Below are 21257 nucleotides of genomic sequence, written 5' to 3'. Positions count from 1 at the left end.
GGTCGCGCCGCCCAGGCGCCGATCACGACAGGAAGCTGCCGTAAGGGCCGTTGAGCATGTTGTTCTTCTGCGTCTGGCTGAAATGACAGTTCGGGTAGGAGTAGAGCGACGCCGACATGCACGTCCCGTCGGTGGAGGAGGCGTCGGGCAGGCCGAACGCGTGCCCCAGCTCGTGCACCATGCCGCCGTACCACCGGTTCATCGGCCCGTTGACGCCCGCGGCGCCGTCGGCGTCGTGACCGCTGAGGATCACCCACCCGTTGCCGCCGCCACCACCGGCGCCGTCGCCTTCCGCGCTGATCTCGCCGACGTTGATCCAGCGGCTGTCCGGTGCGCCGAGGCCGAACTTACGGCGCAGCTCGGCCTGCATGTTGCACACCGACCACCAGTACTTGTCACCGCAGTTCGGCGTGTTCTCGTACCAGGTTCGCGGCTGATCGCCGTTGACGACCTCGACGACCGGGTTGTTCAGCGTGAAGGTCTTGCCCAGCTCCTGCTTGAAGAAGCGCTGCGCCTCCTGCACGACCTTCGTGATGCCGTCCGGGTAGCGCTGGTCATAGGCCACGTCCGCCGGCTTGAGCCAGTAGACCCGCACGGTACGCGACGGCGGCGGGCCCGACGTCGGCGGCGTGGTCGGGGTCACGGTCGGGGTCGGGGTCGGGGTCGTGCTGCCGGTGCAGGCGACGTCGTTGAGCGTGAAACTCGTCGGCACCGGATTGCTGGAGTTGTTCCATGCGCCGTTGAATCCGAACGAGGCGCTGCCGCCTGTCGGCAGGGAGCCGTTCCAGCTCACGTTGGAAGCGGTCACCGCGCCGCTGTTCTGCGCCACGACGGCGTTCCATGCCTGGCTGACCGTCTGCCCGGCGCCGAAGGTCCAGCGCAGCCTCCAGCTCCCGAGCGGGTCACCGAGGTTCTTGATCGCGACGTTGGCGCTGAAGCCACCGGCCCACTGCGAGCCCACGGCGTAGGTGACCTGACAGCCGGCCGAGGCGGCGTGCGCCGTGATCGTGCTCACCGCCGCGGCGCCGACCAGGCAGGCGGTCAAGGCCACGGCGATGAGGCCTTTGCGTAGTCCTCGTAGGTGCATCCGGCATCCTCCGTCGACCTCGCGAAACGAAAAATGTTAACCTTAACAATGAGTACGGTGCGCACCCGTGGCAGCCATGTCAACAAGCACCGGCGGCAGTCGGCGCGGGCGTGGGAAAACGCTTTTGGGAAGCTGAAAGTTTCACGCTCTGGGCGACGAACGGCGCTGCGACACTCGCCCCGGAAGCTCCTGACCTCCCGGTGTCGCGGGCGTGGCCTGGGGTGGGCCCCGGCAGTAGGGAGATGAAGAATGTGGCATCGTCCCTTGCACAGGTACGCGCATGGGAGGGAGCACACAGTGACGTACCAGCCCGGCAATCCATCTGGTCGTGGCGACGATGCGCTCGACTCGGTCGCCGAGCTGACGAGCGCAGGGGACGTCGGATCGGTGCCGACCGGGCGGCTGATCCCCCGGCTGGGCGCGCAGGACCCGCGGACAGGACGGTGGGTCCACGTTCACCTGCAGGACCCGGCGACGCGCACCCTCCTCAGACCGCCGTGCCTGTACGCCCTGGCAGACGCGATCCTGGCCGGCCGCCGCCCCGAACCCCACGCCCACCACGCCCACCACGTCGCCCAGACCCTGCGCCAGATGGCGGGCGCCCCGTTCGCCGCCGGCCCGATTCCCCGAAGGTAGTTCCCGGGAACTAGGCAGTTCAGTGCCCGCGCGTGATGTGCCGGGCCGTGGCCGGTTTCTACGCTCTGGCGTGTGTTCAGAAGTGTGATCGCGGCCCTCCTCGCGCTGGTGGCCCTGTTCGCCTGGGCGGGACCCGCGGCGGCGCACGGGCGCAGCGGGGAGACCGATGTGCGCTTCGCCCAGACGATCGGCGGTATGGAGATCACCGTCGTGGTCCGGGCGAGCTTACGGGTGCCCGCTCCGCTGCAGGTGGACGTGGTCGCGCACGCGCCCGGCCGGGGCGGCCGGATCGATCTGGCGATCAGGTCCGTCGAGGGCGGTGGCTCCTCCTCCGGCTCGGTACGCGTCGAGGCGGGCAGGCCCGGGATGTACCCGGTGATGCTTGCTGTGGATCGGGTGGGCCCGCACGAGCTGGAGGTCGGCGCGGGCGGGGAGCGCTCGGTGCTGCCGCTCGCCGTGCTGGTGTCGCGCACGCCGCTGTGGGAGGTGGTCGCGTACGCGGCCTTCGCCTGCGCGGCGGTGGCGCTGATCGGCGCCCTGGCCTGCGCGGTCCTGTCCAGGCGGACGGCCGCGGCGGGGTTCGCGGGCGCGGTCGTGGTGGCGATGGTGGTGGCGTTCACGGCGGGAGTGCTCTCCCCGTGGTTCGCGCCGACGGCGCCCGAGGGGGCGCCGCCCGAGCCGCCGCCGGATGCGATGCTCGGACGGCCGAACGCGCAACCGATGATCGAGGTCCTGCCTGACAGGCCCCGGCCGGGGTCGGAGTTCCGGTTGCGGATGGAGTTGTTCGACGGCTCGACGGGCCGCCCGGTGGACGACCTGGTCGAGCATCATGCCGCGCTGTCGCACGTCGTGGTGACCAGCCAGAACGGCTCGTACTTCCGTCACGTGCACCCGATCCGCACGGCGCCCGGCACGTACGAGGTGCGGCTGCTCGCGCAGGAGGAAGGGCGGCACCGGGTGTACGCCGAGTTCGAGCGCGCCGACGCGGGCGGGCAACAGGTCACGGGCGAGTTCACGGTGGGCGGCCGGGCGTCGGACGGCGTCCACGCCATCGCGGCCTCGGGAAGCGTCCCGGTCACCGAGCCGGCGCGGCCGGTGGCCGGGCGACCCGTGCGCGTCACGCTCGACACCGGCGTGAACGGCCTGCAGCCGTGGCTCGGCATGGCCGGTCACCTGATCGTGCGCAGCCAGGACGGCGGCTACCTCGGCCACGTGCACGAAGGTAGCTCGATGGTCACCGGTTCGCAGCGCGTGCCGGACGAGTCGGTCGCCCGCTACGGGCCCAGGCTGGAGTTCACCTTCAGCTTTCCCCGCCCTGGCCGGTACCTGGCCTGGATCCAGTACGCCAAGAACTACGAGATCGTCACGGTGCCCTACACCATCGAGGTAGGGGACGAGCCGTGACGCGGCGCATCATGTTCGTCGCCCTGCCGATCCTGCTGCTCGTGGCCGGGATCGTCTGGATCCTGCGCGGCGGCGACGGGCCGGGCCCCGTGGAGCTGTCAGCCAGGGGCACGCACTACGCGGTCGTCGTCGCTCTCGATCCGGGCACCGGCCCGGTGGAGGCGAGCGTCGAGATCGAGCCGGCCTCCCCCGCGCAGGTGTCGCTGTTCGCGGTGATGCCCCACATGGGCCACACCACCCCGGAGATACCGGCGCGGCGCGATGGCGCGGGGCGTTACGTGGCACGCGGCGAGCTGTTCACGATGGCGGGCGTCTGGGAGATCAGCGTCCGCGTGCAGGGAGCCTCGGGCACCGAGGTCATCAAGGTCAACACATTGGTCGGAGAGTGAGGAGAGGCCTTCATGGCGACACGACCATCAACGAACGCGGACACGGCTCCGCCGGATCGTGAGGTACCCAGAAGGGAGGTGACCGGCGCCTGGTTCCTGATGTTCGGCTACGCCACGCTGCTGGTCGGCATGGTCTGGGACGGCCAGTGGCACGGCGACGTCGGGCCCGACAGCTTCTGGACCGCGCCCCACCTGCTGCTGTACGCGGGCACCGGCATCATCGGACTGACCTGCCTGTCCGTGGTGCTGCTGTCGACCTGGGCGCGCGGGCCGGCGACCGAGACCCCGTCGGTGACGGTGTTCCGTACGTTCCGGGCACCCTGGCCGTTCCTGGTGGGCGGGCTCGGCGCGTCGGGCAACCTGCTGTACGCGGGCTCGGACCTGTGGTGGCACGACCTGTACGGGTTCGACATCGCCGCCGGGACGACGCCCTCGCACTTCGGGCTCGGCCTGTCGATCCAGGTGGAGATCTTCGCCATGGTCATGGCGTTCGCCGTGCTGCGGCGCACCCGCTCCGAGAGGTGGGGCCTGGCGCTGGCGATCGGTCTGGCCACCCTCGGGTCGACGTCGGCGTTCGGCATGCTGTCCGAGCTGATCTTCGACTGGCTGCCCGGCGTGGCGCCACGCGTGCTCGGGCTCGGTGCGACAGGCGCGCTCATGCTGAGCCTCATCGTCGGGCTCACCCGGCGCTGGCATTGGCCGGCCGCGGCCGGGCTGACGTTCGTGCTCGTGCAGGGCGGGCTCGCCTTGTTCACGCCGGCCGCCACCCGCTGGTACGCCGAGACGATCGACCAGCCGGTACGCGACTACGCCTCCGGCCTGCCGCAGGTGCTGGTCGGGTTCCCCGTCACCTTCCCGCTGATCGCGCTGCTGGTCGCAGGGGTGGTGGCCTGGGCCGTACGGCGAGGCGTGAGCCCGCTGTGGATCGCACCGGCGGTCGGCGCGCTGGCCGGCGTCAACGCCGCGCTTTTCTACGGCGTTTTGGGGCTGATGGAGATGAACCTGCCCGCCACGCTGCTGGCGGCGGCCGCCCTCGGGGCGGCCATGGGCTCGCTGGGCTGGCAGTGCGCGGCCATGCTGCGCCGCTTCGGCCTGCGCGCACCCGCGGCGGTGCCCGCATGAGGCGCCTCATCACCGCGGTGCTCGCGGCGGGAGCGGTGGTGCTGGCCGGCGCGGGCCCGGCCATGGCCGCGCCACCCCTCCCCGGTGAGATCGTGCACACCGAGACCGTGCGCATGAGCGACCAGTCCGCGATCACCGTATCGTTCACTGAGTGGCCGATCCACGCGCTGCAGTCGCTCGACTTCGCCTTCGAACCCACCGGCGGCATCGAGGGGCGCACCGGCTTGGTCACGACCGTCTCACCGTCCGGCGACCGGCGGGGGCTCAAGGGCATCGTCCTGCAGCGGCGCGGCGACAGCATCGTGCTGCCGCGGCACCCGAGAGCGCGTCAGGTGTGGGGGCTGGACGTCGTCTCGCTGCCGGAGGAGGGCACATGGCGCTTCGAGTTCGCCGTGGAGGGACCGGGCGGGACCTCGACGGGGGTGCTGCCGATCCAGGCGATCGAGCAGCCGGGGCCGCCACTCGCGCTGAGCTGGACGGTCGCGCTGACGCCCTGGGCGCCGGTGGCGCTGCTGGTGGCCCATGGCTGGTGGCGCAGCCGGCGGCTCCGGCGAAGCACCATGCCCACCTGGAGTGGCTGAGCGATGGCGTGCTGGCCGTCCTTCCGCCGCTGGTCTGCTGGCTGATCGGGCGCGGCGGCGATGGCGTCGTGCTGGCGCTGGCCTGCGCGCAGTCCCTCACGCTGATGTGGTCGCGCCGGTTGCCGCTGACCGCGCTCGGCGTCGTCGTCGCCCTTGAGCTGGCGCTGGCCCTGATGGCGACGCCGGTCCTGGTGGCTCCCCTGGTCGCCGCGTCCCGGCTGGGGGCGTGGGGCCGGGGGGACCGGCGCATGATCGGCGTCGTTTCGGTGCTGGTGCTGCTGCTGGCCGGGCTGCCGCTGACGTTGTCGTCCATCGGCGAACCGATGCGGGTGGTGGCGGTCTACTCGGCGCTCGCGCTGCTGTTCGTCGGATTCTGGGCGGTGGGGCGGGTGGACGGGCGGCAGCGCGACCGCATCCATGAGCTGCAGGAGCGTTCGCGGCGGCTCGAGGCCGAACGCGCGGACCTCGAACGGCGGGCGGCCGAGCGTGAGCGCGCGCTGCTGGCCAGGGAACTGCACGACATTCTCAACCACTCGGTGACCACGATGGTGCTCGACGCCGAGGCGGCGGCCGACACCCGTGACGACATGGAGGAGACACTGCGCCGCGTGGCCCACACCGGCAGGCAGTCGCTGGCCGAACTGCGGCGGCTGCTCGGCGTGCTGCGGGAGGCGCCGCCCGGGCACAACCCGCTGGCGCCGCCGCCGAAACTGCAGCAACTGGACGACCTGGTGGCGGCCACGCCGCCGGGCGGGCCGCAGGTGCGCCTTGAGCGTCAAGGCGCCGTACGGCAGGTGGACGCCAGCATCGAGCAGGCGGCCTACCGCGTCGTGCAGGAGGCGCTGACCAACGTCGCCAAGCACGCCGGGCCCGTCGACGTCCGGGTGCTGCTGGTCTACGAGCCCGGCCGCCTGACCGTCCGCGTCACCAACCCGGTGCGCGGCCAAGCGGGAACGATCGCCAAGGGGGCCGGGGTGGGGCTGATCGGCATGCGGGAACGTGTCGAGCTGCTGGGCGGCTCGGTGACGGTGACCAGCGGCTCGGGCAGGTTCGAGGTCTGCGCCACGCTGCCGCTGCGGAGCATGTCGTGACCGGCATCCGGGTCCTGATCTGCGACGACGAGCAACTTCTCCGGGAGGCGCTGGTGCGCCTGGTGGGAGCGGCCGACGACCTGACCGTGGTGGGCGCGGTCGGCGACGGCGCCGCGGCGGTGGCCGCGGTGGCCGAGCACCGGCCGGACGTGGTGCTGATGGACATCCGGCTGCCCGGGATGGACGGCATCGAGGCGACCCGCCGCATCGTCGAGCGCAACGCCGGAGGGCCGACCCGGGTGCTGATCCTGACGACCTTCGACCTCGACAGCTACGTCTACGCCGGGCTGCAGGCCGGGGCCAGCGGGTTCCTGCTCAAGGACGCGCCCGGGGAGCGCATCCGCGACGGCATCAGGATCGTGGCGGCCGGCCACTCGGTGCTGGCGCCCGAGGCGACCACGCGGATGATCGAGGCGCTGCAGCCCCTGCTGCCCACCGAGGAGGACCGGGCGCTGCAGGCGGCGGCCGACCGGCTCACCGAGCGCGAACGCCAGGTGTGCGAGCTCATCGCCCAGGGCCTGTCGAACGACGAGATCGCGCACCGGCTCTTCATCAGCCGCTACACCGTCAAGGTGCACGTCTCGAGCATCTTGACCAAGCTCGACCTGCCCGACCGCGTCCACGTGCTGATCTCCTGGTCCCGCCTGCGCGGGCCCCGCCTGGGGTGATCCATCCGGGCGGTTCAGGCGCCGGGGTGGTCCTCCATCGCGCCGAGGACGGAGGTGGCCACCTTGCGCACGTGGGCGCTCATGAGCTCGCCGGCGAGCTCCTCGTCGCGGGCGGTGATCGCGGCGAGGATGTCGGTGTGGTCGTGGGCGCAGGACGTGGCCGTGTCGGCGGTGGGGGAATCGCGCAACCGCAGCGTCCAGACCAGGTCGTAGGAGTCGGCCGTGGCGTTGCGCAGGTAGGGGCTGTGCGCCGCCGACGCGACGGCCAGGTGGAACTCCTTGTCCTTGGCGCGGAAGGTTTCGAGGTCGCCGTCCAGGGCGCCCGCCAGGCACTGCTCGGCGGCGCGCGCGATCGCGGCCAGGTCGGCCTCGCCGGCGTTGTGGGCCGCCAGCTTCGCGGTCTGGCCCTCCAGGGCCTCCCGCAGCTCGTAGGCGGCCTGCAGCGCGGCGGCCGAGGGCCTGGCGATCAACCCGCCGCGCCGCCCGTCCGGTTCGATCAGCCCGGCGTGGGTGAGACGCAGCAGCGCCTCACGCACGGGGGTCTTGCTCACCTGCAGCGACTCGGCGAGCCGGGCCTCGCTGACCCGCGATCCCGGCGGCAGCGCACGGGTGATGATCGCGTGGCGGATGGAGTCGTAGACCATCGTCGTCAGGTTGTCGGGCCGCTGGGTCAGCGGCTTCAGGGACTCCATGTCGCCGGTCATGTCCTCCCCAACCGTGGAATCTGGTGTCTCATATATCGTAGGGCTTTTTTCAGCTCAGTGATTCCAGCCGATACGTCTCCGGCCCGAAGTAGACCGCCACCAGCGAGACCGCCGAGAGCAAGATCGCGTACCCGGCCACCGGCCAGATCGACCCCGTGGCCGCCAGCAGGGCGGCGGCGATGAACGGCGACAGCCCACCGGCGAAGATCGAGGAGATCTCCCGGCCGAGCGTGATGCCCGAGTAACGCAGCCGGGCGGGGAACAGCTCGGCGAAGTAGGCGCCGACCACCGAGGTGACCAGGCCCCAGCCCACCGAGATGCCCAGGACGAGCGCCAGCCCGAACAGCAGGGGATTCCCCGTCGTGGCCAGCGCGAAGATCGGGAACGCGGCGACGATGGAGAACCCGGCACCCGCCATGAACACCGGACGCCGGCCGTACCGGTCGGACAGGGTGGCGAACCACGGGACGCAGGCCAGCGCCACGACACAACTCGTCGACAGGCCGATCAGCGCCGCCGTGCTCGACAGGGACGTCGTGGTCTGCGCGTAGTTGAGCAGGTAGACGGAGTAGATGAAGAACACCCCGTTGTCGATCAGCCGCGCGCCCATCACCACCAGCAGCGAGCGCTTGTGGGTGCGAACCACCTCCACGACCGGTACGCGCACCTCGGGAGCGCTCTTGCGCACCTCGTCGAACAGCGGCGACTCCTCCAGCCTGAGCCGGATGTAGATACCGGTCGCGACCAGCAGAATGCTGATCAGGAACGGGACGCGCCAGCCGTACTCCCTGAAGGCGGTCTCGCTGAAGACGGCCGTGCAGACGGTGAACACGGCCGACGACAGCAGCAGGCCGCCGATCACGCCGCAGGCCATCCAGGAGGTGTTGAAGCCGCGCCGTTTCGCGCCGGAGTACTCCAGCGCGAGCACGATAGCGCCGCCGAGTTCGCCGCCCGCGGCGAAACCCTGCACCAGCCGGAGCACCACCAGCATGATCGGCGCGGCGATGCCGATGGCCTCGTAGGAGGGCAGCAGGCCGATCAGGGTGGTGGCCACGCCCATCATCACCAAGGTGATGACCAGGATCGTCTTGCGCCCGACCCTGTCGCCGAAGTGGCTGAAGACCACCCCGCCCACCGGCCGGGCGAAGAAACCGACGCCATAGGTGGCGAAGGCGGCCAGGGTGCCGCCGGCGGAGCTGATGTTCGGGAAGAAGACATGGCCGAACACCAGCGAGGCGGCGGTGCCGTAGGCGAAGAAGTCGTACCACTCCAGTACGGATCCGACGCCGCCCGCGACGACGGCGCGTTTGACGGAAGCGGGCTCGGCGGCCGGTGCGACGGTGTCGCGGGGATCGGCCTGGTCTTGCGTCATCTGACTGGTCCTTATCTTCAGGGGGTGTGCCCGCCTCAGCGCGGAGGCTGGAAGAGCTCGATCGTCACGCCGTCGGCCGTGCGCAGGTAGCCGGTGAGCGCGCCGGCGTTCGCGCCGGAGGGCACGGTGACCGGCCGGGCGCTGCGCGGTGTGGCCCCGAGCGCGACGGCCCTGTCCCATTCGGCCTGCGCGTCCTCGACGACGAGACAGATGTGGACGTTGCCCGGATGCGCGGTCTCCGGGGAGATCGGGCCCTCCGGCCGGTCGAGATACTGCAGGAGTTCGAGGTAGCCGCCCGAAGGCAGGTTCACCTGGCTGCCCAGGATGCGCACGCCGTCGTAGCCGGTCATCTCGGCGATGAACGGGCCCTCGATGGTGTAGCGGCGCACGGATTCGGTCCGCAGCAACGCCTCCCAGAACGCCTCCGCGGCGTCCAGGTCGGCGACGGTGATGCCGATGTGGTGCAGGGTGTGGTCGGTTGCCATGGCTCCTCTTCCTTCAGCCGTTGGGGCCGGCCTTGAAGGCGGCGTAGACGGCCTTGAGCGCGTTCTCGATGGGGATGCGTTCGGTGCTGGACGCGCCGACGAAGCCGTGCGCGCCGGTGCGGGCCGCGACCTCGGCCGCGTCCTGCGGGGTGATGATCGGGCCGCCGTGCGTCAGCACGACGACGTCGTCGCGGGCGGCCCTGGCGGCCTCGAAGATGGCGTTGAACGTCTCCACGGTGGCGTCCAGGCTGTTGGTCCGCGCCAGGCCGATGTCGCCGCCGCCGGTCACTCCGCCGTGCGCGACCACCACGTCCACGCCCGCCTGCACCATCTGGGCGGCTTCGTGCGGGGTGTAGACATAGGCCAGGGTGAGCAGGTCTCGTGCGGCCGCGCGGCGCAGCATCTCCACTTCCTGCGCGAACCCGAAGCCCAGACTCTCCAGGTCGGCACGGTATCCGCCGTCGATCCTGCCCACCGTGGGGAAGTTGATGACGCCGCTGTAGCCGGTCGCGATCATCTGGTCGAGCAGGTCGTCCAGGTCCCTGGTCGGGTCGTGGGTGTAGATGCCGCCGATCACGGGCGTGTCCCGCACGACGGGGAAGATGCGCTCGCGGCCGAGCTCCAGCATCACGTCGTTGGCGTTGGCCACCGGCAGCGCGCCGACGATGCTGGCCAGCCCGTCCTGGCGGAACTTGCCCGAGGAGTACACCACGATCAGGTCGACCCCCGATCGGTCCGCGACGCGCGCCACCAGGCCGCTGCCCGCGCCGGTCGCGACGATCTGGCGGCCGGCCGCGATCTCGCCGCGCAACCTGCGCAGGATCTCCTCGCGCGCGACTCTTCTGTTCATGCTGACGTCCTTTCCAGCAGGGCCTGGCAGGCCGCTTGCGCGAAGGCGGGCTCGTTGATGTGCGCGGGGACCAGACGGACCTCGACCCGGCCGGCCAGGCGCGCCGTGATCTCGTCGGCGAACGCGGCGTCGGCCGCCTGATCGTGGAACGGGCCGTCCGGCCGGTCGAGGTCGGAGAAACCGCCCTGCGGGACCAGCACCACCGCCTGCGAGGCTCCGGCGAGCTTGCCCGCCATCCAGGCGGCGATCTCCCGGTTGTCGTCGGCGGAGCTGCGGACCAGGGTCGAGAAGGGGGTGTGACGGACCTGCGCCCGTCCCCTCAGAGCGTGCGGCACGGTGTCAGGCGGGCCGAAGTTGACGACGTCGACGGCCCCGGGGACGACCACCAGCGGCAGCCCCGCCGCGACCGCCGCCTCCAGCCGGTTCGGCCCCGCGGAACGCAGCCCGCCCACGACCTCGTCGGCGACCTCGGTGGTGGTCAGGTCGAGCACCGCGTCGAAGGCGCCGGCCCCGATGAGCTCCTCCATCGCCCGGCCGCCGGAGCCGCGGGCATGGAAGACCGCCGGCCGGCAGCCGCGCCGGGCCAGCAGCAGGGCGGCATGTTCGGCCGCCGCCGACGTCACGCCGAAGGCGGTGATGGCGACCCGCGGGCCCGTTCCCCGCGCGGGAGGTGGCGGCAGGGCGACGATCGCGGCCATCGCCGCGCCGGCTGCGCGCAGGGTCCGGTCGAGGAGTTCGGTGTCGCCGATCAGGTCCACGACCGGCTGCACGAGCATGACGTCCTTGACGCCGACGACGGGTTCGACGTCGCCGGTCACGCCGGTGGAGATCAGCATCTTCGGCAGGCCGTACGGCAGCTCCTGGAAGGCGCCCGCCGACAGGCTCGCGCCCGTGCCCCCGCCGACCGCGACGAACCCTGCCACGCGCCCTTCGGCGAGCAGGTCGCGCACGCATCCGGCCAGCCCGGCGGTCATCACCGCGAGCGCCGCCGCGCGGTCCGCGCCCGGCGCGAGGCCGCCGCCACGGGCGGCTACCAGGGAACGTTCCACGCCGGGGAAGGTTCTCTCCGGCTCGCGCACCCCGCAGTCGACGACCAGCACGGACGCGCCCCGCCGCAGGAGTTCCTCGCGGAGCACCGCCACGGCCTCGGCCTTGGTGTCCAGCGTCGCGGCGATGACGACGGCGGCCGGGCCACGGTCGGTCAACGCGCGACCTCGGTCCAGGCGCGGGTGTCGATCGACGCCTCGACGGCCTCCTCGACCTGCTTGGCGCGCAGCCCGTCCAGGAAAGAGGTCTGCACGTCGCCCTGGCCGCCGATGGCCCGGACCAGCTCCATGAACTGCAGCACCTTGGTCTCGCCGAACCCGATCTGGTAGCCGGGCACCCGCCAGAACTGCCCGCCGTACGGCTGGGCAGGACCCATCAGGACGGTACGGAAGCCCTGGCGGTCCTTGGCGTCGCGCGAGTCGTAGACGCGCAACTCGTTCATCCGCTCCCAGTCGAAGACGACTGAGCCCTTCGACCCGTGCAGCTCGAAGCCGCAGTGGTTCTTGCGGCCGGGAGAGGACCTGGTGAGCTGGACGTAGCCGTACGCGCCGCCGGTGAACTCGGCCAGGAACGCCGCGTCGTCCTCGACGTCCACCGGCTCGGGAGCGCCCCCGCCCGCAGGAGTGCGTTCGGGCACGTGGATGCGGGACAGGCCGACCACGGAGGCGAACTCGCCCGCCAGGTAGCGCGCGAAGTCGATGACGTGGCTGCCGGTGTCGCCGAGCGAGCCGGATCCGGCGGACTCCTTGCGATACTTCCAGGTCATCGGGCTGGAGGCGTCGGCGCCGAAGTCGGCCAGCCAGAAGCCGCGGAAATCCCGGATCTCGCCGATGGTGCCGTCCTCGATCAGCCGGCGGGCCTGCTGCACGGCGGGGGCGAGCCGCCAGTTCAGCCCCGTCTGGTGCACCACGCCCGCCTTCTCCGCGGCGGCCAGCAGGTGCGCGCACTCGGCGGCCGTGTTGGCCAGCGGCTTCTCGCACGTCACGTGCTTGCCCGCGGCGAGCGCGGCCTCGACGACCTCGAGGTGGAGGTCGTTCGGCAGGACGACGTCGACCACGTCCACGTCGGGGTCTTCGACCACCGCGCGCCAGTCGCCGCTGGAGCGGTTGTAGCCGAAACGGCGCGCGGCCTCGGCGGCCAGGTCGCCGGTGGCGTCGCAGATCACCTCACGGATCGGCTGGAACGGCAGATCGTCCACATAGACCGGCAGCGCGGCCAGGGCGACGCTGTGCGCCCTGGCCATGTAACCACCGCCGATCACGGCGATCTTGAGGTCATCCGGCATGCCAGGGGCTCCTTTGTCGCGTGATATATGACATATGACATCTGGATATATGAGATATGGTTCCATGTAACCACGCAGTTTCGGCGCTGACAAGCAGCCGTAATGGATGACCATTAATGGCCCGCCACAGGAAGGACCCACATGGACATCAGATTGGCCACGGGAGTCTGGGGGGTGGTCGCCACGCCTTTCCACGGCGCCCACCTGGAGGTCGACCACGAGAGCCTGGCCCGGCTGGTACGCCACTACGCGTCGTGCGGGGTGAGCGGGCTGACCGTGCTCGGCGTGTTCGGCGAGGCCGTACGGCTGACCACGGCCGAGCGCCGCCGCGTGCTGCAGACCGTGACGGAGGCGGTCGCGCTGCCCATGGTCGTCGGCACGACCGGCTCGGCCACGGCACCGGTCGCCGAAGAGATCGAGCTGATCCACAACGTGCTGGGCGACCGGCTGGCCGGCGCGATGGTGCAGGTGAACACCGGCGACCCCGTCGTGCTCGCCGCCCACCTCGGAACCCTGCACGCCGGCACCGGCGCCCCGATCGTCGTCCAGGACTACCCCGTGGCCACCGGCGTGCGGATCCCCACCTCCGCGCTGATCTCCGCGCTGGACGGCCTGCCCGGCGTGGCGGCGGTGAAGGCCGAGGCGCCGCCGACCCCGCTCGCGGTGTCGGCGCTGACCTCGGCGCTGGACGTACCGGTGTTCGGCGGACTCGGCGGAATCGGCCTGCTCGACGAACTGGCCGCGGGGGCGGCCGGCGCCATGACCGGATTCTCCTTCCCCGAAGGGCTGGTCGCCGCGACCACGGCGTGGCGGACGGGAGGCTACGAGGCCGCCCGCGAAGCGTTCCTCCCCTACCTGCCCCTGGTCAACTTCGAGCAGCAGGCGGGGCCCGCGCTCGCGATCCGCAAGCGCTGCCTCCAGCTTCGCGGCCTGTTCGCCGACGCCTCGGTGCGGCCGCCCGCGCCCGGCATGCCCGCCGCGCTGGAAGGCCAGCTCACCCGCCACCTGGCCGCCCTGGCAGGTGTCTGATGGAGCTGAACATCAAGGGCAAGGTCGCCCTGGTGTGCGCCTCGACGGGAGGGCTTGGCGAGGCCACCGCCCGTGCCCTGGCCGGGGAGGGCGCACGCGTGATCGTCAACGGCCGGCGCGCCGACCTCGCGGCCGCCATCGCCGCCGACCTGCCCGACGCCGTCCCCGCACCGGGCGATCTGCTCGATCCCGCGACGCCGTGCCGCCTCGTCGAGACCGCGGAAGAGGCGTTCGGCCCGGTGGACATCCTGGTGCTCAACGGTCCTGGACCGGCCCCTGGGCGGGCCGACCAGATGGATCCCGCAGGGATCTCGGCCGCCTTCGACCTTCACCTGCGGCCGCAGCAGGAACTGCTCTCGCTGGTGCTGCCGGGCATGCGCGAGCGCGGCTGGGGACGGGTGGCCGCCATCGGCTCCAGCGGCGTCGTCGCGCCGCTTCCCGGCCTGGCCGCCTCGAACGTCGGACGCTGGGCGCTGGCCGCCTACCTCAAGACGCTGGCCGCCGAGGTGGCCGCCGACGGGGTGACGGTGAACATGGTGCTTCCCGGACGAATCGCCACCGACCGCGTCGGCGCTCTCGACCGGGCCCGCGCAGAACGCGAAGGACGCACGGTCGAGCAGGTCAAATCCGCCTCAGAAAACGCCATCCCCGCAGGCAGGTACGGCGCCCCCGACGAGTTCGGCGCCGCCGTCGCCTTCCTGTGCTCCGCCCCGGCCTCCTACATCACCGGCACCGCGCTGCGCTGCGACGGCGGGCTGGTGGGCGTCCTGTGAACGAGCAGGACACGATCGTCGTCACCGAGTCCCTCCACGAGGTGGGCCTCGCGCTGCTGGCCGAGCACGGCGAGGTCGTCCGGCTGACCCCGGCCATGGGCGAGCGGCGGGCGGCGCTCGGCTCGGCCTCGGCCATCATCACCCAGGTCCACCCCATCGACCGGGAGCTGATCGCGGCCGCAGGACGGCTACGGGTGATCGGCAAACACGGGGTCGGGGTGGACAACATCGACATCGCCGCGGCCACCGAACACGGCGTCAGCGTGGTGAACACGCCGGGCGCCAACGCGCGCTCGGTCGCCGAGCACACCCTGGCCATGCTGCTGTCGCTGGCCCGCAGGCTGCCGGTCCTCGACCAAGCCGTCAGAGAGGGCGATTTCGGTATCCGGCGCGACCTGCGCCTGGCCGACCTGCACGGCAGGACCATCGGCGTCCTCGGCGCGGGACACACCGGGCGGATGGTGCTCGAACTGTGCTGCGGGGCGCTCGGAATGCGGGGAATCGCCTACGACGTGACCCCGCCCGACCCCTCGGGGCTGCCCGCCGGGTGCGAGGTGGCCGGGACCCTCGAGGAGACGTTGAGCCGCTCGGACGCGATCTCGATCAACCTGCCGTTGACGCCCTCGACCCGCGGGGCGATCGGCGAGCGCGAGCTGAGCCTGCTGCGTCCCGGCGCCTTCGTGATCAACGTGGGGCGCGGTGGCGTGGTGGACGAGGCCGCGCTGGCAGCGGCCGTACGCACGGGCGTCATCGCCGGCGCGGCCGTCGACGTCTTCGCGGCCGAACCCCCGGACGTCGCCAGTCCCCTGCTCAACACCCCGGGGATCATCCTGTCGCCGCACGCGGCGGGGCTCGGCACGGGCGCCGGCGAGGAGATAGCGCGGCGCCTGGCCGGGGACGTCCTTCGCGTGCTGCGCGGCGAACGGCCGGAACACGCGGTCAACCCCGAGGTGTACCAGGGCGGTTCCGCTTCCCGGTAGACATGCCCCGCTCAGCCGGGACCGGCGGCGATCTCCACGCGGTCGCCGGCGTCGTCGGTAAGGAACGACGCCAGCGACCGCCCCTGCTCGGCTACTTCGGCGCGGTCGGCTCGGGACAGGCGGCGCAGCGGGCTGACGACCACGGCGTCGTCCTCGACGCTCCAGGTCGCGGCGACCCGGCCGTCGACCAGGACGACACGAGCGCCGGTGACCGACAAGCCGCGGTGGGCGTCGTCCACGATCCGGCCGCAGTCGTGGTAACCGAGGAGCGCGTTGTCGAACGCCGGCAGGAACCGCACCGGGGCGGGCGTGTCGGGGTCGGGGCGCGGCGCGCCGGGAAGGTCGAGCAGTTCCCGGCCGCGCTCGTCGCGGAAGGCGACCAGCTCATCGCGTACCGCGGCCACCGCGGCCGGCAGCCCGGCAAGACCGCACCAGGCGCGCAGATCGGCGGTGGCGGCGGGGCCGAACGCGGCAAGGTAGCGCCGTACCAGCGCCTGTCCGACCGGATCGGCGCCGTCCTGGGCCGGCGGGTCGATCTCGCGCCCGACCCAGGAGGAGAGCGGGACGTTGCGCACCCCCGCCTTCATGCGCCACAACCCGCGCGGCGGCAGTTGCACCATCGGGATGAGGGCGGCGACCAGCATCTCGCCCAGCGGCCTCGGTCCCGGCGCCGGCCAGCGCTCAGCCACCGCCCGCGCCAGCTCGGACATCGAACGGGGCTCCCCGTCGGCCAGCACCGCCCGGCCCGCGGCCGCGAGCTCCTCGAGGTCCACCCCGGCAAGCTCACGGCGGTAGACCCCGAGGACCTTCTGACGCAGCATGACGTCGTGGCGGGCCCGCCAGGCCAGAACGTCATCGGCGGTGAGGAGATGGACGGTGCGGCGCATGAGATGGGTCCGCACCACACGCCGCCCCGTCAGCAGGTCCGAGAGCGCCGCCGGGTCGAAGCCGCGCAGCCGCGACCAGAGCCCGACGAACGGCTCCTGCGGTTCCTGCGCCTGCAGACCGCACAGATGCGCGACGGCGTCGATGACCGGGACGTCGGCGCGATCGAGCAGCAACTGCCGGGCGAGCGTCGCGCGGTTGAGCGCCCGGATGCCGAGAACGGTCACTAGGGCACCATCCTTATTGCGGGCCCACGTAGGGTCTCGTGGAAGGGACTCGGCGGGAGCCGGGGTTGTACTCGCGCATTTTCACGGGTGACGTCGTTCCTTTCGATTTCGCCGGAGTGCGGACCACAGTCGCAGGTGAAGCGGTCAAGAAGTGTCCGCTTCTGCGGGCAATATGGGGAGCATGCCGAAGACTTCAGCCCGACTGCTGGCGTTGCTCTCGCTCCTCCAGGCGCGCAGGGACTGGCCGGGGGCGCTGCTGGCCGAACGGCTGAACATCAGCGCGCGCACCGTACGCCGCGACGTCGAACGCCTGCGCGAGCTCGGCTACCCCATCGTGGCCTTCAAAGGCCCCGACGGCGGGTACCGGCTCGACGCCGGCTCCGAACTGCCCCCGTTGCTCTTCGACGACGAACAGGCCGTCGCTCTGGCCATCGCACTCCAGATCGCCACCACCAGCGGCGCGGGCATCGAGGAAGCCGCGGCACGCGCGCTGACCACCGTCCGGCAGGTCATGCCCGCACGGCTGCGCCACCGCATCGACACCCTCCAGGTCACCGCCGTCCAACGGCCCGCGACCCGGCCGGGCCCGAGGGTCGACAGCGGCGTGCTCATGGCGCTCAGCACCGCCGTCCACGCGTGCGAGGTGCTGCGCTTCGACTACGCGGGAGCCGATCAGGACGGCGCCGAGACTCCGCCACGCCGCGTGCAACCCCACCACCTCGTCACCTGGGGCGGGCGCTGGTACCTGCTCGCCTGGGACCTCGACCGCGACGACTGGCGCATCTTCCGCGCCGACCGCATCACCCCGCGCACCCCCACGGGCCCCCGCTTCACCCCGCGCGAACTGCCCGGAGGGGACGTGGCCGCCTTCGTCACCAACCGGTTCCAAGGCTCCGACGGCTCCGGCGACTGGCCCTGCCGCGGCGAGGTCATCCTCGACCTGGCCGCCGCCGTCGTGTCCCACTACACCCTCGACGGGCTCGTCGAAGAACTCGGCCCGAACCGCTGCCGCCTCGTCCTGGGCTCCTGGTCATGGCCGGGCCTGGCCGCCACCATCGGCAGGTTCGACGCCGACATCGAGGTCGTCGGCCCGGCCGAGCTCAAGAACGCCTTCGCACACCTGGCCCGCCGCTACGCCGACGCCGCCGGTTGAGCGAACCGGGCGTCCTCGATCTCCCCGGCCGCCCGGCACTGATCACTCGGGTGTCGTGGCCTCGTCGGCGTGGTGCTTGCGCAGCCGCCAGGCGGCCTGGGCGCCGAGGCTGGTGTCGATGTGCTCGCGCATGACGGCGGCGGCCGACTCGGCGTCGCCCGCGATCACGTACTCCAGCAGCGCCTCGTGCTCGGCGGCCTTGCGGTCGCGGGCCGCCTGGCCGCGTTCGACCTCCAGGGCGAGACGACGGTAGCGGTCGGCCTTGTCCCACAGGCCGTCGAGGGTCTGGATGAGCAGGTCGTTGTGCGAGGCGGCGTAGAGCGCGGCGTGGAACCTGCGGTGGGCGACGAGTTGTTCGACGGCGGGGTTGCCGGGCAGCGGCTTGAGCCCTTCATGGGCGGCGCGCATGGCGGCGATGTCGGCCTTGGCGCGGCGTTCGGCGGCCAGCGCTACCGCGAGGGGGTCGAGGGAGCGGCGCAGTTCCAGCAGGTCGCGGGCCTCCTCGGCGGCCAGCGGCGCCACCCGGGCGTCGCGGTGGGCGTCGAGCTCGACCAGCCCTTCGCTCTTGAGCCGCCGCAGCGCCTCGCGCAGGGGCGTGGTGCTGATGCCGATGTCGCGGGCCAGCTGGGCCTGCGCGATGACGGAACCGGGGAGCAGCGCCCCCGACAGGATCAGCTCCTTGACACGCAGGTAGGCGAAGTCCGCTTTGGTGGTGGAGAGCTCGGCCGCTGGTTCGCTCATCGCTGTCCTGTCTCATCGATCTTCGTTATAACTTACACCGCCCTTCCGGCTGTCAGGCATTCACGAGACCTACAAAGGACCGATGTCACAGGTTATAACGAAGCCGCCGGGAAAGACCGGCAGGACGTCGTTCGTGTCGATCACGCCAGCACAATTGGCATGTGGCTGCCGGTTGGTAGGCTTTGGCGGTGGTCACGAACACCGAGCGACACCTGCGGGCGGACGCCGCGCGCAACGTCGGGCGAATCCTGCGCGCCGCACGTGCCGCCTTCGCCGAGGACGGTCCTGACGTGCTGCTCGAAGAGATCGCCCGCCGCGCGGGGGTGGGCATCAGGACGCTCTACCGCCACTTTCCGCACAAGGGCGACCTGGTCCGGGCCATCCTGGACCAGAGCGTCGCCGAGGACCTCACGCCCGCCGTCGCACGAGCGCTCGACGACGAGAACCCGCTGCGCGGTTTCACCACGTTGATCGAAGCGGCCATGACCGTGGTGGCTCGCGAGCAGAACACCCTGGCCGCCGCGAAGAACGCCGGCTCCCTCACGCCCGACCTGTCGATCGCGTTCTTCGAGGCGCTGACCGAGCTCACCCAGCGGGCCCAGCGGGCCGGTCTCGTCCGCGCCGACCTCGTTCCCGGCGACCTGCCCAGGGTCATGGCCATGCTCACCAGCGTGCTCTGGAGCATGGATCCCGAAAGCGAGGGCTGGCGCCGCTACCTCACGCTCGTCCTCGACGGCCTGTCGCCGACCGCGGCGAGCACGCTTCCGCCGACGGCGCCCATCCTGAAGTCGCAACGACCGGACAACTGGCTCGGCTGACCCGCCTCGCCGGCTCGTTCCGGCAACCGCCACAGGGAGAGCTGTCACTACACAGCGTTGAATATGACTACAGAGAGTCATATTGTGGTGGCGGTCAGCCACCACGCGAAAGGACCTCTCCAATGCGACACGCCCGCGCCGCGACCCTGCTCACGGCAGCCGTCCTGACCATCCCCCTCGGGGCCGCCCCTGCCCACGCCGCCGCCGGCACCACGATCAGGACCCTGTCCTTGAACGAGATCACCACCGAGCCGGTGGGACGCGTCGGCAAGACGGCCACGATCACCGGCACCGTCGCCACCGACCCTTCGGGCACGGTCATCGCCCGCAAGGACATCCCTGGCCACACCCTCTGGAACAGAACCCTCGGCGACACGTGCACACTCATGGTCAGCATCCTCCAGGAAGGCGGCCGGCGCAGAGGCGGCGGCGAGACCACGATCCCCTGCGGGCAGAGGAACGTCCCCTGGACCGTCACCACCACCAGGCTGAACGAGATCACCACACTGCGCTGCGGCGTCCTCACCGACGTCTCCGTCCGAGTCCGGCAGAGCCTCATGCGCGGCGGCACGTTCACCGTGGCCAAGGGGGACGCGAGCCTGATGCCGGCCTGCGGCAGGTGACCCGGGTCCCCGTCCTTCTACCTGCCGATGCCGCGCGTCGGGGTGTCGCAACAACCGGGCGGCCGTCAGGTGTTGGCGTGTGGCGGCGAGGAGGAGGGGGCTCGCCGTGCCTACTCTGACGGCCCCACGTCGGTGGGCAGTAGCTGCTCGGTGAGCAGGCGCCGGACCCGGTCCGGTCGCTTGGCCGCCCAGGGGCGCAGCAGCTCCCATCCGTGGAAATATCCGAAAATGTACGGGCTCATCGGCGACGGCTTGAGCGACCCCAGCACGAGCGCCACCTCGTCCTCGCTGTAAAGGGCCCACCGTTGCAGGTACGCGGACAGTTCGGCGTCCGCACGTCCCTCGGCTGCCAGGAACATCGTGTTCCCCCACACCCCCCACAACACATTCTTGGCGTGATGAATCGCCGCGAAATCGCTCCCGTCAGGCCGGACGCCGACCTCGGGAAGGATGTTCCTGTTCAGCCAGGTCTGCGCCTCGTCACCAGGGAAGACGATCTCCTCGGCCAGCAGTCCGAGCCCCTCGCTGAGCACGAACGACGGCGACAACATGAACCGCACGTCCTGGTCCCGCACATCCGGAAGGTGGATCTCCTTGAGCACGGACTCGGCGATGTGCCCGGGATGGCCCTCGTGGGAGATGAGATAGAGCAGATCAGCCAGGTTGAAGGGGATCGCCTTGTTGATGTGGATCGTGGAGCGCAGCCCGCCCTCGTAGGCGCCCGCGCCGTGGAAGTGCACACCCTCCACCAGCCGGCAACCGACGACCTCGCCTTCCGGCAACGGGACGATGGAGTTCGTCCGCGCCCGCGTCTCGTTCACCGCCTTGGCGACCAGGTCGGGCAGCCGTTCGATCGGCTCCAGCGTGTGCGCCCCCTGCCAGGCCCGGAGCCGCTCTGCCAGTGACCCGGAGCCCTTCGGCAAGGCGCGGTCCAGTTCCGCGTGCGCCTCCTCGAACACCTCCTCCGCCACCCACCGCGGCTTCAGCCCCAGGCACTCCCGTCCGTACTCGGCCAGCGGCAACCGCTCGCCGTCCAGATGGCGGGCCACCGCCCGCATCGCCCGCACCTGCGCGGCCAGATAGGGGGACGCGGCGCTCTCCAGCAACCGCTCGGCCTCGTCCACCAGCTTCCCTGGAACGGCCGGCGGCTCGCTCTCCACCTGCGCAGCCCACTCTTGAGGGCCCTGGTAGATGACCACGGTGCCGCTGAGTGCGCCGCCGCCGATCAGCCGGTTGATCCGCAGTGCCAGCATCGCGTAGGCACGCTGCCAATCGATCATCGATCCTCCTTTGTGTCGAGGCTGACC

General features: G+C 71.5%; 23 protein-coding genes. 13 read left to right on the top strand and 10 right to left on the bottom strand.

The features are described from left to right. Positions 1-22: 22 nt before the first annotated feature. Positions 23-1087, bottom strand: a complete 1065-nt coding sequence (locus ACFOY2_RS32775) for a cellulose-binding domain-containing protein (protein ID WP_379531975.1) — start codon at positions 1085-1087, stop codon at positions 23-25. A gap of 297 nt (positions 1088-1384) precedes the next feature. Between ACFOY2_RS32775 and ACFOY2_RS32770 the strand changes: the two genes are divergently transcribed. The 7 genes from ACFOY2_RS32770 (at position 1385) to ACFOY2_RS32740 (ending at position 6978) form a co-directional block, all read left to right on the top strand. Then, positions 1385-1723, top strand: a complete 339-nt coding sequence (locus ACFOY2_RS32770; RefSeq protein WP_379531974.1) for a hypothetical protein — start codon at positions 1385-1387, stop codon at positions 1721-1723. A 72-nt stretch (positions 1724-1795) separates the two neighbouring features. Beyond that, positions 1796-3127, top strand: coding sequence for a hypothetical protein (locus tag ACFOY2_RS32765; protein ID WP_379531973.1), 1332 nt, complete (start codon positions 1796-1798; stop codon positions 3125-3127). Next, the gene (locus ACFOY2_RS32760; protein ID WP_379531972.1) at positions 3124-3516 is read left to right on the top strand and encodes a hypothetical protein; all 393 of its coding nucleotides are present in this window, start codon (positions 3124-3126) and stop codon (positions 3514-3516) included. The genes ACFOY2_RS32765 and ACFOY2_RS32760 overlap by 4 nt, the downstream gene beginning before the upstream one ends. Before the next feature lie 78 nt (positions 3517-3594). Continuing rightward, positions 3595-4638 carry a hypothetical protein gene (locus tag ACFOY2_RS32755; protein ID WP_379531971.1) on the top strand — a complete coding sequence of 348 codons (1044 nt, stop codon included), beginning with the start codon at positions 3595-3597 and terminating at the stop codon, positions 4636-4638. Further along, positions 4635-5219, top strand: coding sequence for a hypothetical protein (locus ACFOY2_RS32750; RefSeq protein ID WP_379531970.1), 585 nt, complete (start codon positions 4635-4637; stop codon positions 5217-5219). The genes ACFOY2_RS32755 and ACFOY2_RS32750 overlap by 4 nt, the downstream gene beginning before the upstream one ends. Then, positions 5168-6310: a sensor histidine kinase gene (locus ACFOY2_RS32745; protein WP_379531969.1), complete on the top strand. Its 1143-nt coding sequence runs from the start codon at positions 5168-5170 to the stop codon at positions 6308-6310. Before ACFOY2_RS32750 ends, ACFOY2_RS32745 begins: the two co-directional genes overlap by 52 nt. Continuing rightward, positions 6307-6978, top strand: a complete 672-nt coding sequence (locus tag ACFOY2_RS32740) for a response regulator (RefSeq protein WP_379531968.1) — start codon at positions 6307-6309, stop codon at positions 6976-6978. Before ACFOY2_RS32745 ends, ACFOY2_RS32740 begins: the two co-directional genes overlap by 4 nt. A 14-nt stretch (positions 6979-6992) precedes the next feature. On the opposite strand, the gene ACFOY2_RS32735 is transcribed toward ACFOY2_RS32740, so the two are convergent. The 6 genes from ACFOY2_RS32735 to ACFOY2_RS32710 are packed head-to-tail and all read right to left on the bottom strand — an operon-like array spanning position 6993 to position 12721. Then, the gene (locus ACFOY2_RS32735) at positions 6993-7682 is read right to left on the bottom strand and encodes a GntR family transcriptional regulator (RefSeq protein ID WP_379531967.1); all 690 of its coding nucleotides are present in this window, start codon (positions 7680-7682) and stop codon (positions 6993-6995) included. A 49-nt stretch (positions 7683-7731) separates the two neighbouring features. Continuing rightward, the gene (locus tag ACFOY2_RS32730) at positions 7732-9054 is read right to left on the bottom strand and encodes an MFS transporter (RefSeq protein WP_379531966.1); all 1323 of its coding nucleotides are present in this window, start codon (positions 9052-9054) and stop codon (positions 7732-7734) included. Between the two features lie 35 nt (positions 9055-9089). Next, complete coding sequence (locus ACFOY2_RS32725; protein ID WP_379531965.1) at positions 9090-9539, bottom strand: VOC family protein; 450 nt, start codon at positions 9537-9539, stop codon at positions 9090-9092. 13 nt (positions 9540-9552) lie between these two features. Then, positions 9553-10389 carry a phosphoenolpyruvate hydrolase family protein gene (locus tag ACFOY2_RS32720; RefSeq protein WP_379531964.1) on the bottom strand — a complete coding sequence of 279 codons (837 nt, stop codon included), beginning with the start codon at positions 10387-10389 and terminating at the stop codon, positions 9553-9555. Further along, complete coding sequence (locus tag ACFOY2_RS32715) at positions 10386-11594, bottom strand: Tm-1-like ATP-binding domain-containing protein (protein WP_379531963.1); 1209 nt, start codon at positions 11592-11594, stop codon at positions 10386-10388. Before ACFOY2_RS32715 ends, ACFOY2_RS32720 begins: the two co-directional genes overlap by 4 nt. After that, positions 11591-12721: a Gfo/Idh/MocA family protein gene (locus ACFOY2_RS32710; RefSeq protein WP_357819880.1), complete on the bottom strand. Its 1131-nt coding sequence runs from the start codon at positions 12719-12721 to the stop codon at positions 11591-11593. The genes ACFOY2_RS32715 and ACFOY2_RS32710 overlap by 4 nt, the downstream gene beginning before the upstream one ends. Before the next feature lie 141 nt (positions 12722-12862). On the opposite strand from ACFOY2_RS32710, the gene ACFOY2_RS32705 reads away from it, so the two are divergent. From ACFOY2_RS32705 to ACFOY2_RS32695, 3 genes are read left to right on the top strand one after another with little or no spacing between them, the layout of a single operon-like run. Then, positions 12863-13750, top strand: a complete 888-nt coding sequence (locus tag ACFOY2_RS32705) for a dihydrodipicolinate synthase family protein (protein ID WP_379531962.1) — start codon at positions 12863-12865, stop codon at positions 13748-13750. Next, positions 13750-14523: an SDR family oxidoreductase gene (locus ACFOY2_RS32700; RefSeq protein ID WP_379531961.1), complete on the top strand. Its 774-nt coding sequence runs from the start codon at positions 13750-13752 to the stop codon at positions 14521-14523. Before ACFOY2_RS32705 ends, ACFOY2_RS32700 begins: the two co-directional genes overlap by 1 nt. Beyond that, a complete protein-coding gene (locus ACFOY2_RS32695) occupies positions 14520-15503 on the top strand; it encodes a hydroxyacid dehydrogenase (RefSeq protein WP_379531960.1) in 984 nt (327 codons plus the stop codon). Before ACFOY2_RS32700 ends, ACFOY2_RS32695 begins: the two co-directional genes overlap by 4 nt. A gap of 11 nt (positions 15504-15514) precedes the next feature. Here ACFOY2_RS32695 and ACFOY2_RS32690 read toward each other — a convergent pair whose 3' ends face one another. After that, on the bottom strand, positions 15515-16615 hold the full coding sequence (locus tag ACFOY2_RS32690; RefSeq protein ID WP_379531959.1) for a winged helix DNA-binding domain-containing protein: 1101 nt from the start codon (positions 16613-16615) through the stop codon (positions 15515-15517). A gap of 181 nt (positions 16616-16796) precedes the next feature. Here ACFOY2_RS32690 and ACFOY2_RS32685 point away from each other — a divergent pair, with 181 nt between their 5' ends. Continuing rightward, positions 16797-17768, top strand: coding sequence for a helix-turn-helix transcriptional regulator (locus ACFOY2_RS32685; protein ID WP_379531958.1), 972 nt, complete (start codon positions 16797-16799; stop codon positions 17766-17768). Positions 17769-17810: 42 nt separating this feature from the next. Here the strand turns inward: ACFOY2_RS32685 and ACFOY2_RS32680 are convergent, their stop codons facing one another. Continuing rightward, positions 17811-18509, bottom strand: coding sequence for a GntR family transcriptional regulator (locus ACFOY2_RS32680; protein WP_379531957.1), 699 nt, complete (start codon positions 18507-18509; stop codon positions 17811-17813). 188 nt (positions 18510-18697) lie between these two features. On the opposite strand from ACFOY2_RS32680, the gene ACFOY2_RS32675 reads away from it, so the two are divergent. After that, the gene (locus ACFOY2_RS32675; protein WP_379531956.1) at positions 18698-19327 is read left to right on the top strand and encodes a TetR/AcrR family transcriptional regulator; all 630 of its coding nucleotides are present in this window, start codon (positions 18698-18700) and stop codon (positions 19325-19327) included. A gap of 122 nt (positions 19328-19449) precedes the next feature. Next, positions 19450-19950, top strand: coding sequence for a hypothetical protein (locus tag ACFOY2_RS32670; protein ID WP_379531955.1), 501 nt, complete (start codon positions 19450-19452; stop codon positions 19948-19950). Positions 19951-20060: 110 nt separating this feature from the next. Here the strand turns inward: ACFOY2_RS32670 and ACFOY2_RS32665 are convergent, their stop codons facing one another. Continuing rightward, complete coding sequence (locus ACFOY2_RS32665; RefSeq protein WP_379531954.1) at positions 20061-21230, bottom strand: hypothetical protein; 1170 nt, start codon at positions 21228-21230, stop codon at positions 20061-20063. Positions 21231-21257 lie beyond the last annotated feature (27 nt).

The organism is Nonomuraea purpurea (genome assembly GCF_042650645.1).
Taxonomy (GTDB): domain Bacteria; phylum Actinomycetota; class Actinomycetes; order Streptosporangiales; family Streptosporangiaceae; genus Nonomuraea; species Nonomuraea purpurea.
This window is presented reverse-complemented; position numbering and strand designations above follow the sequence as displayed.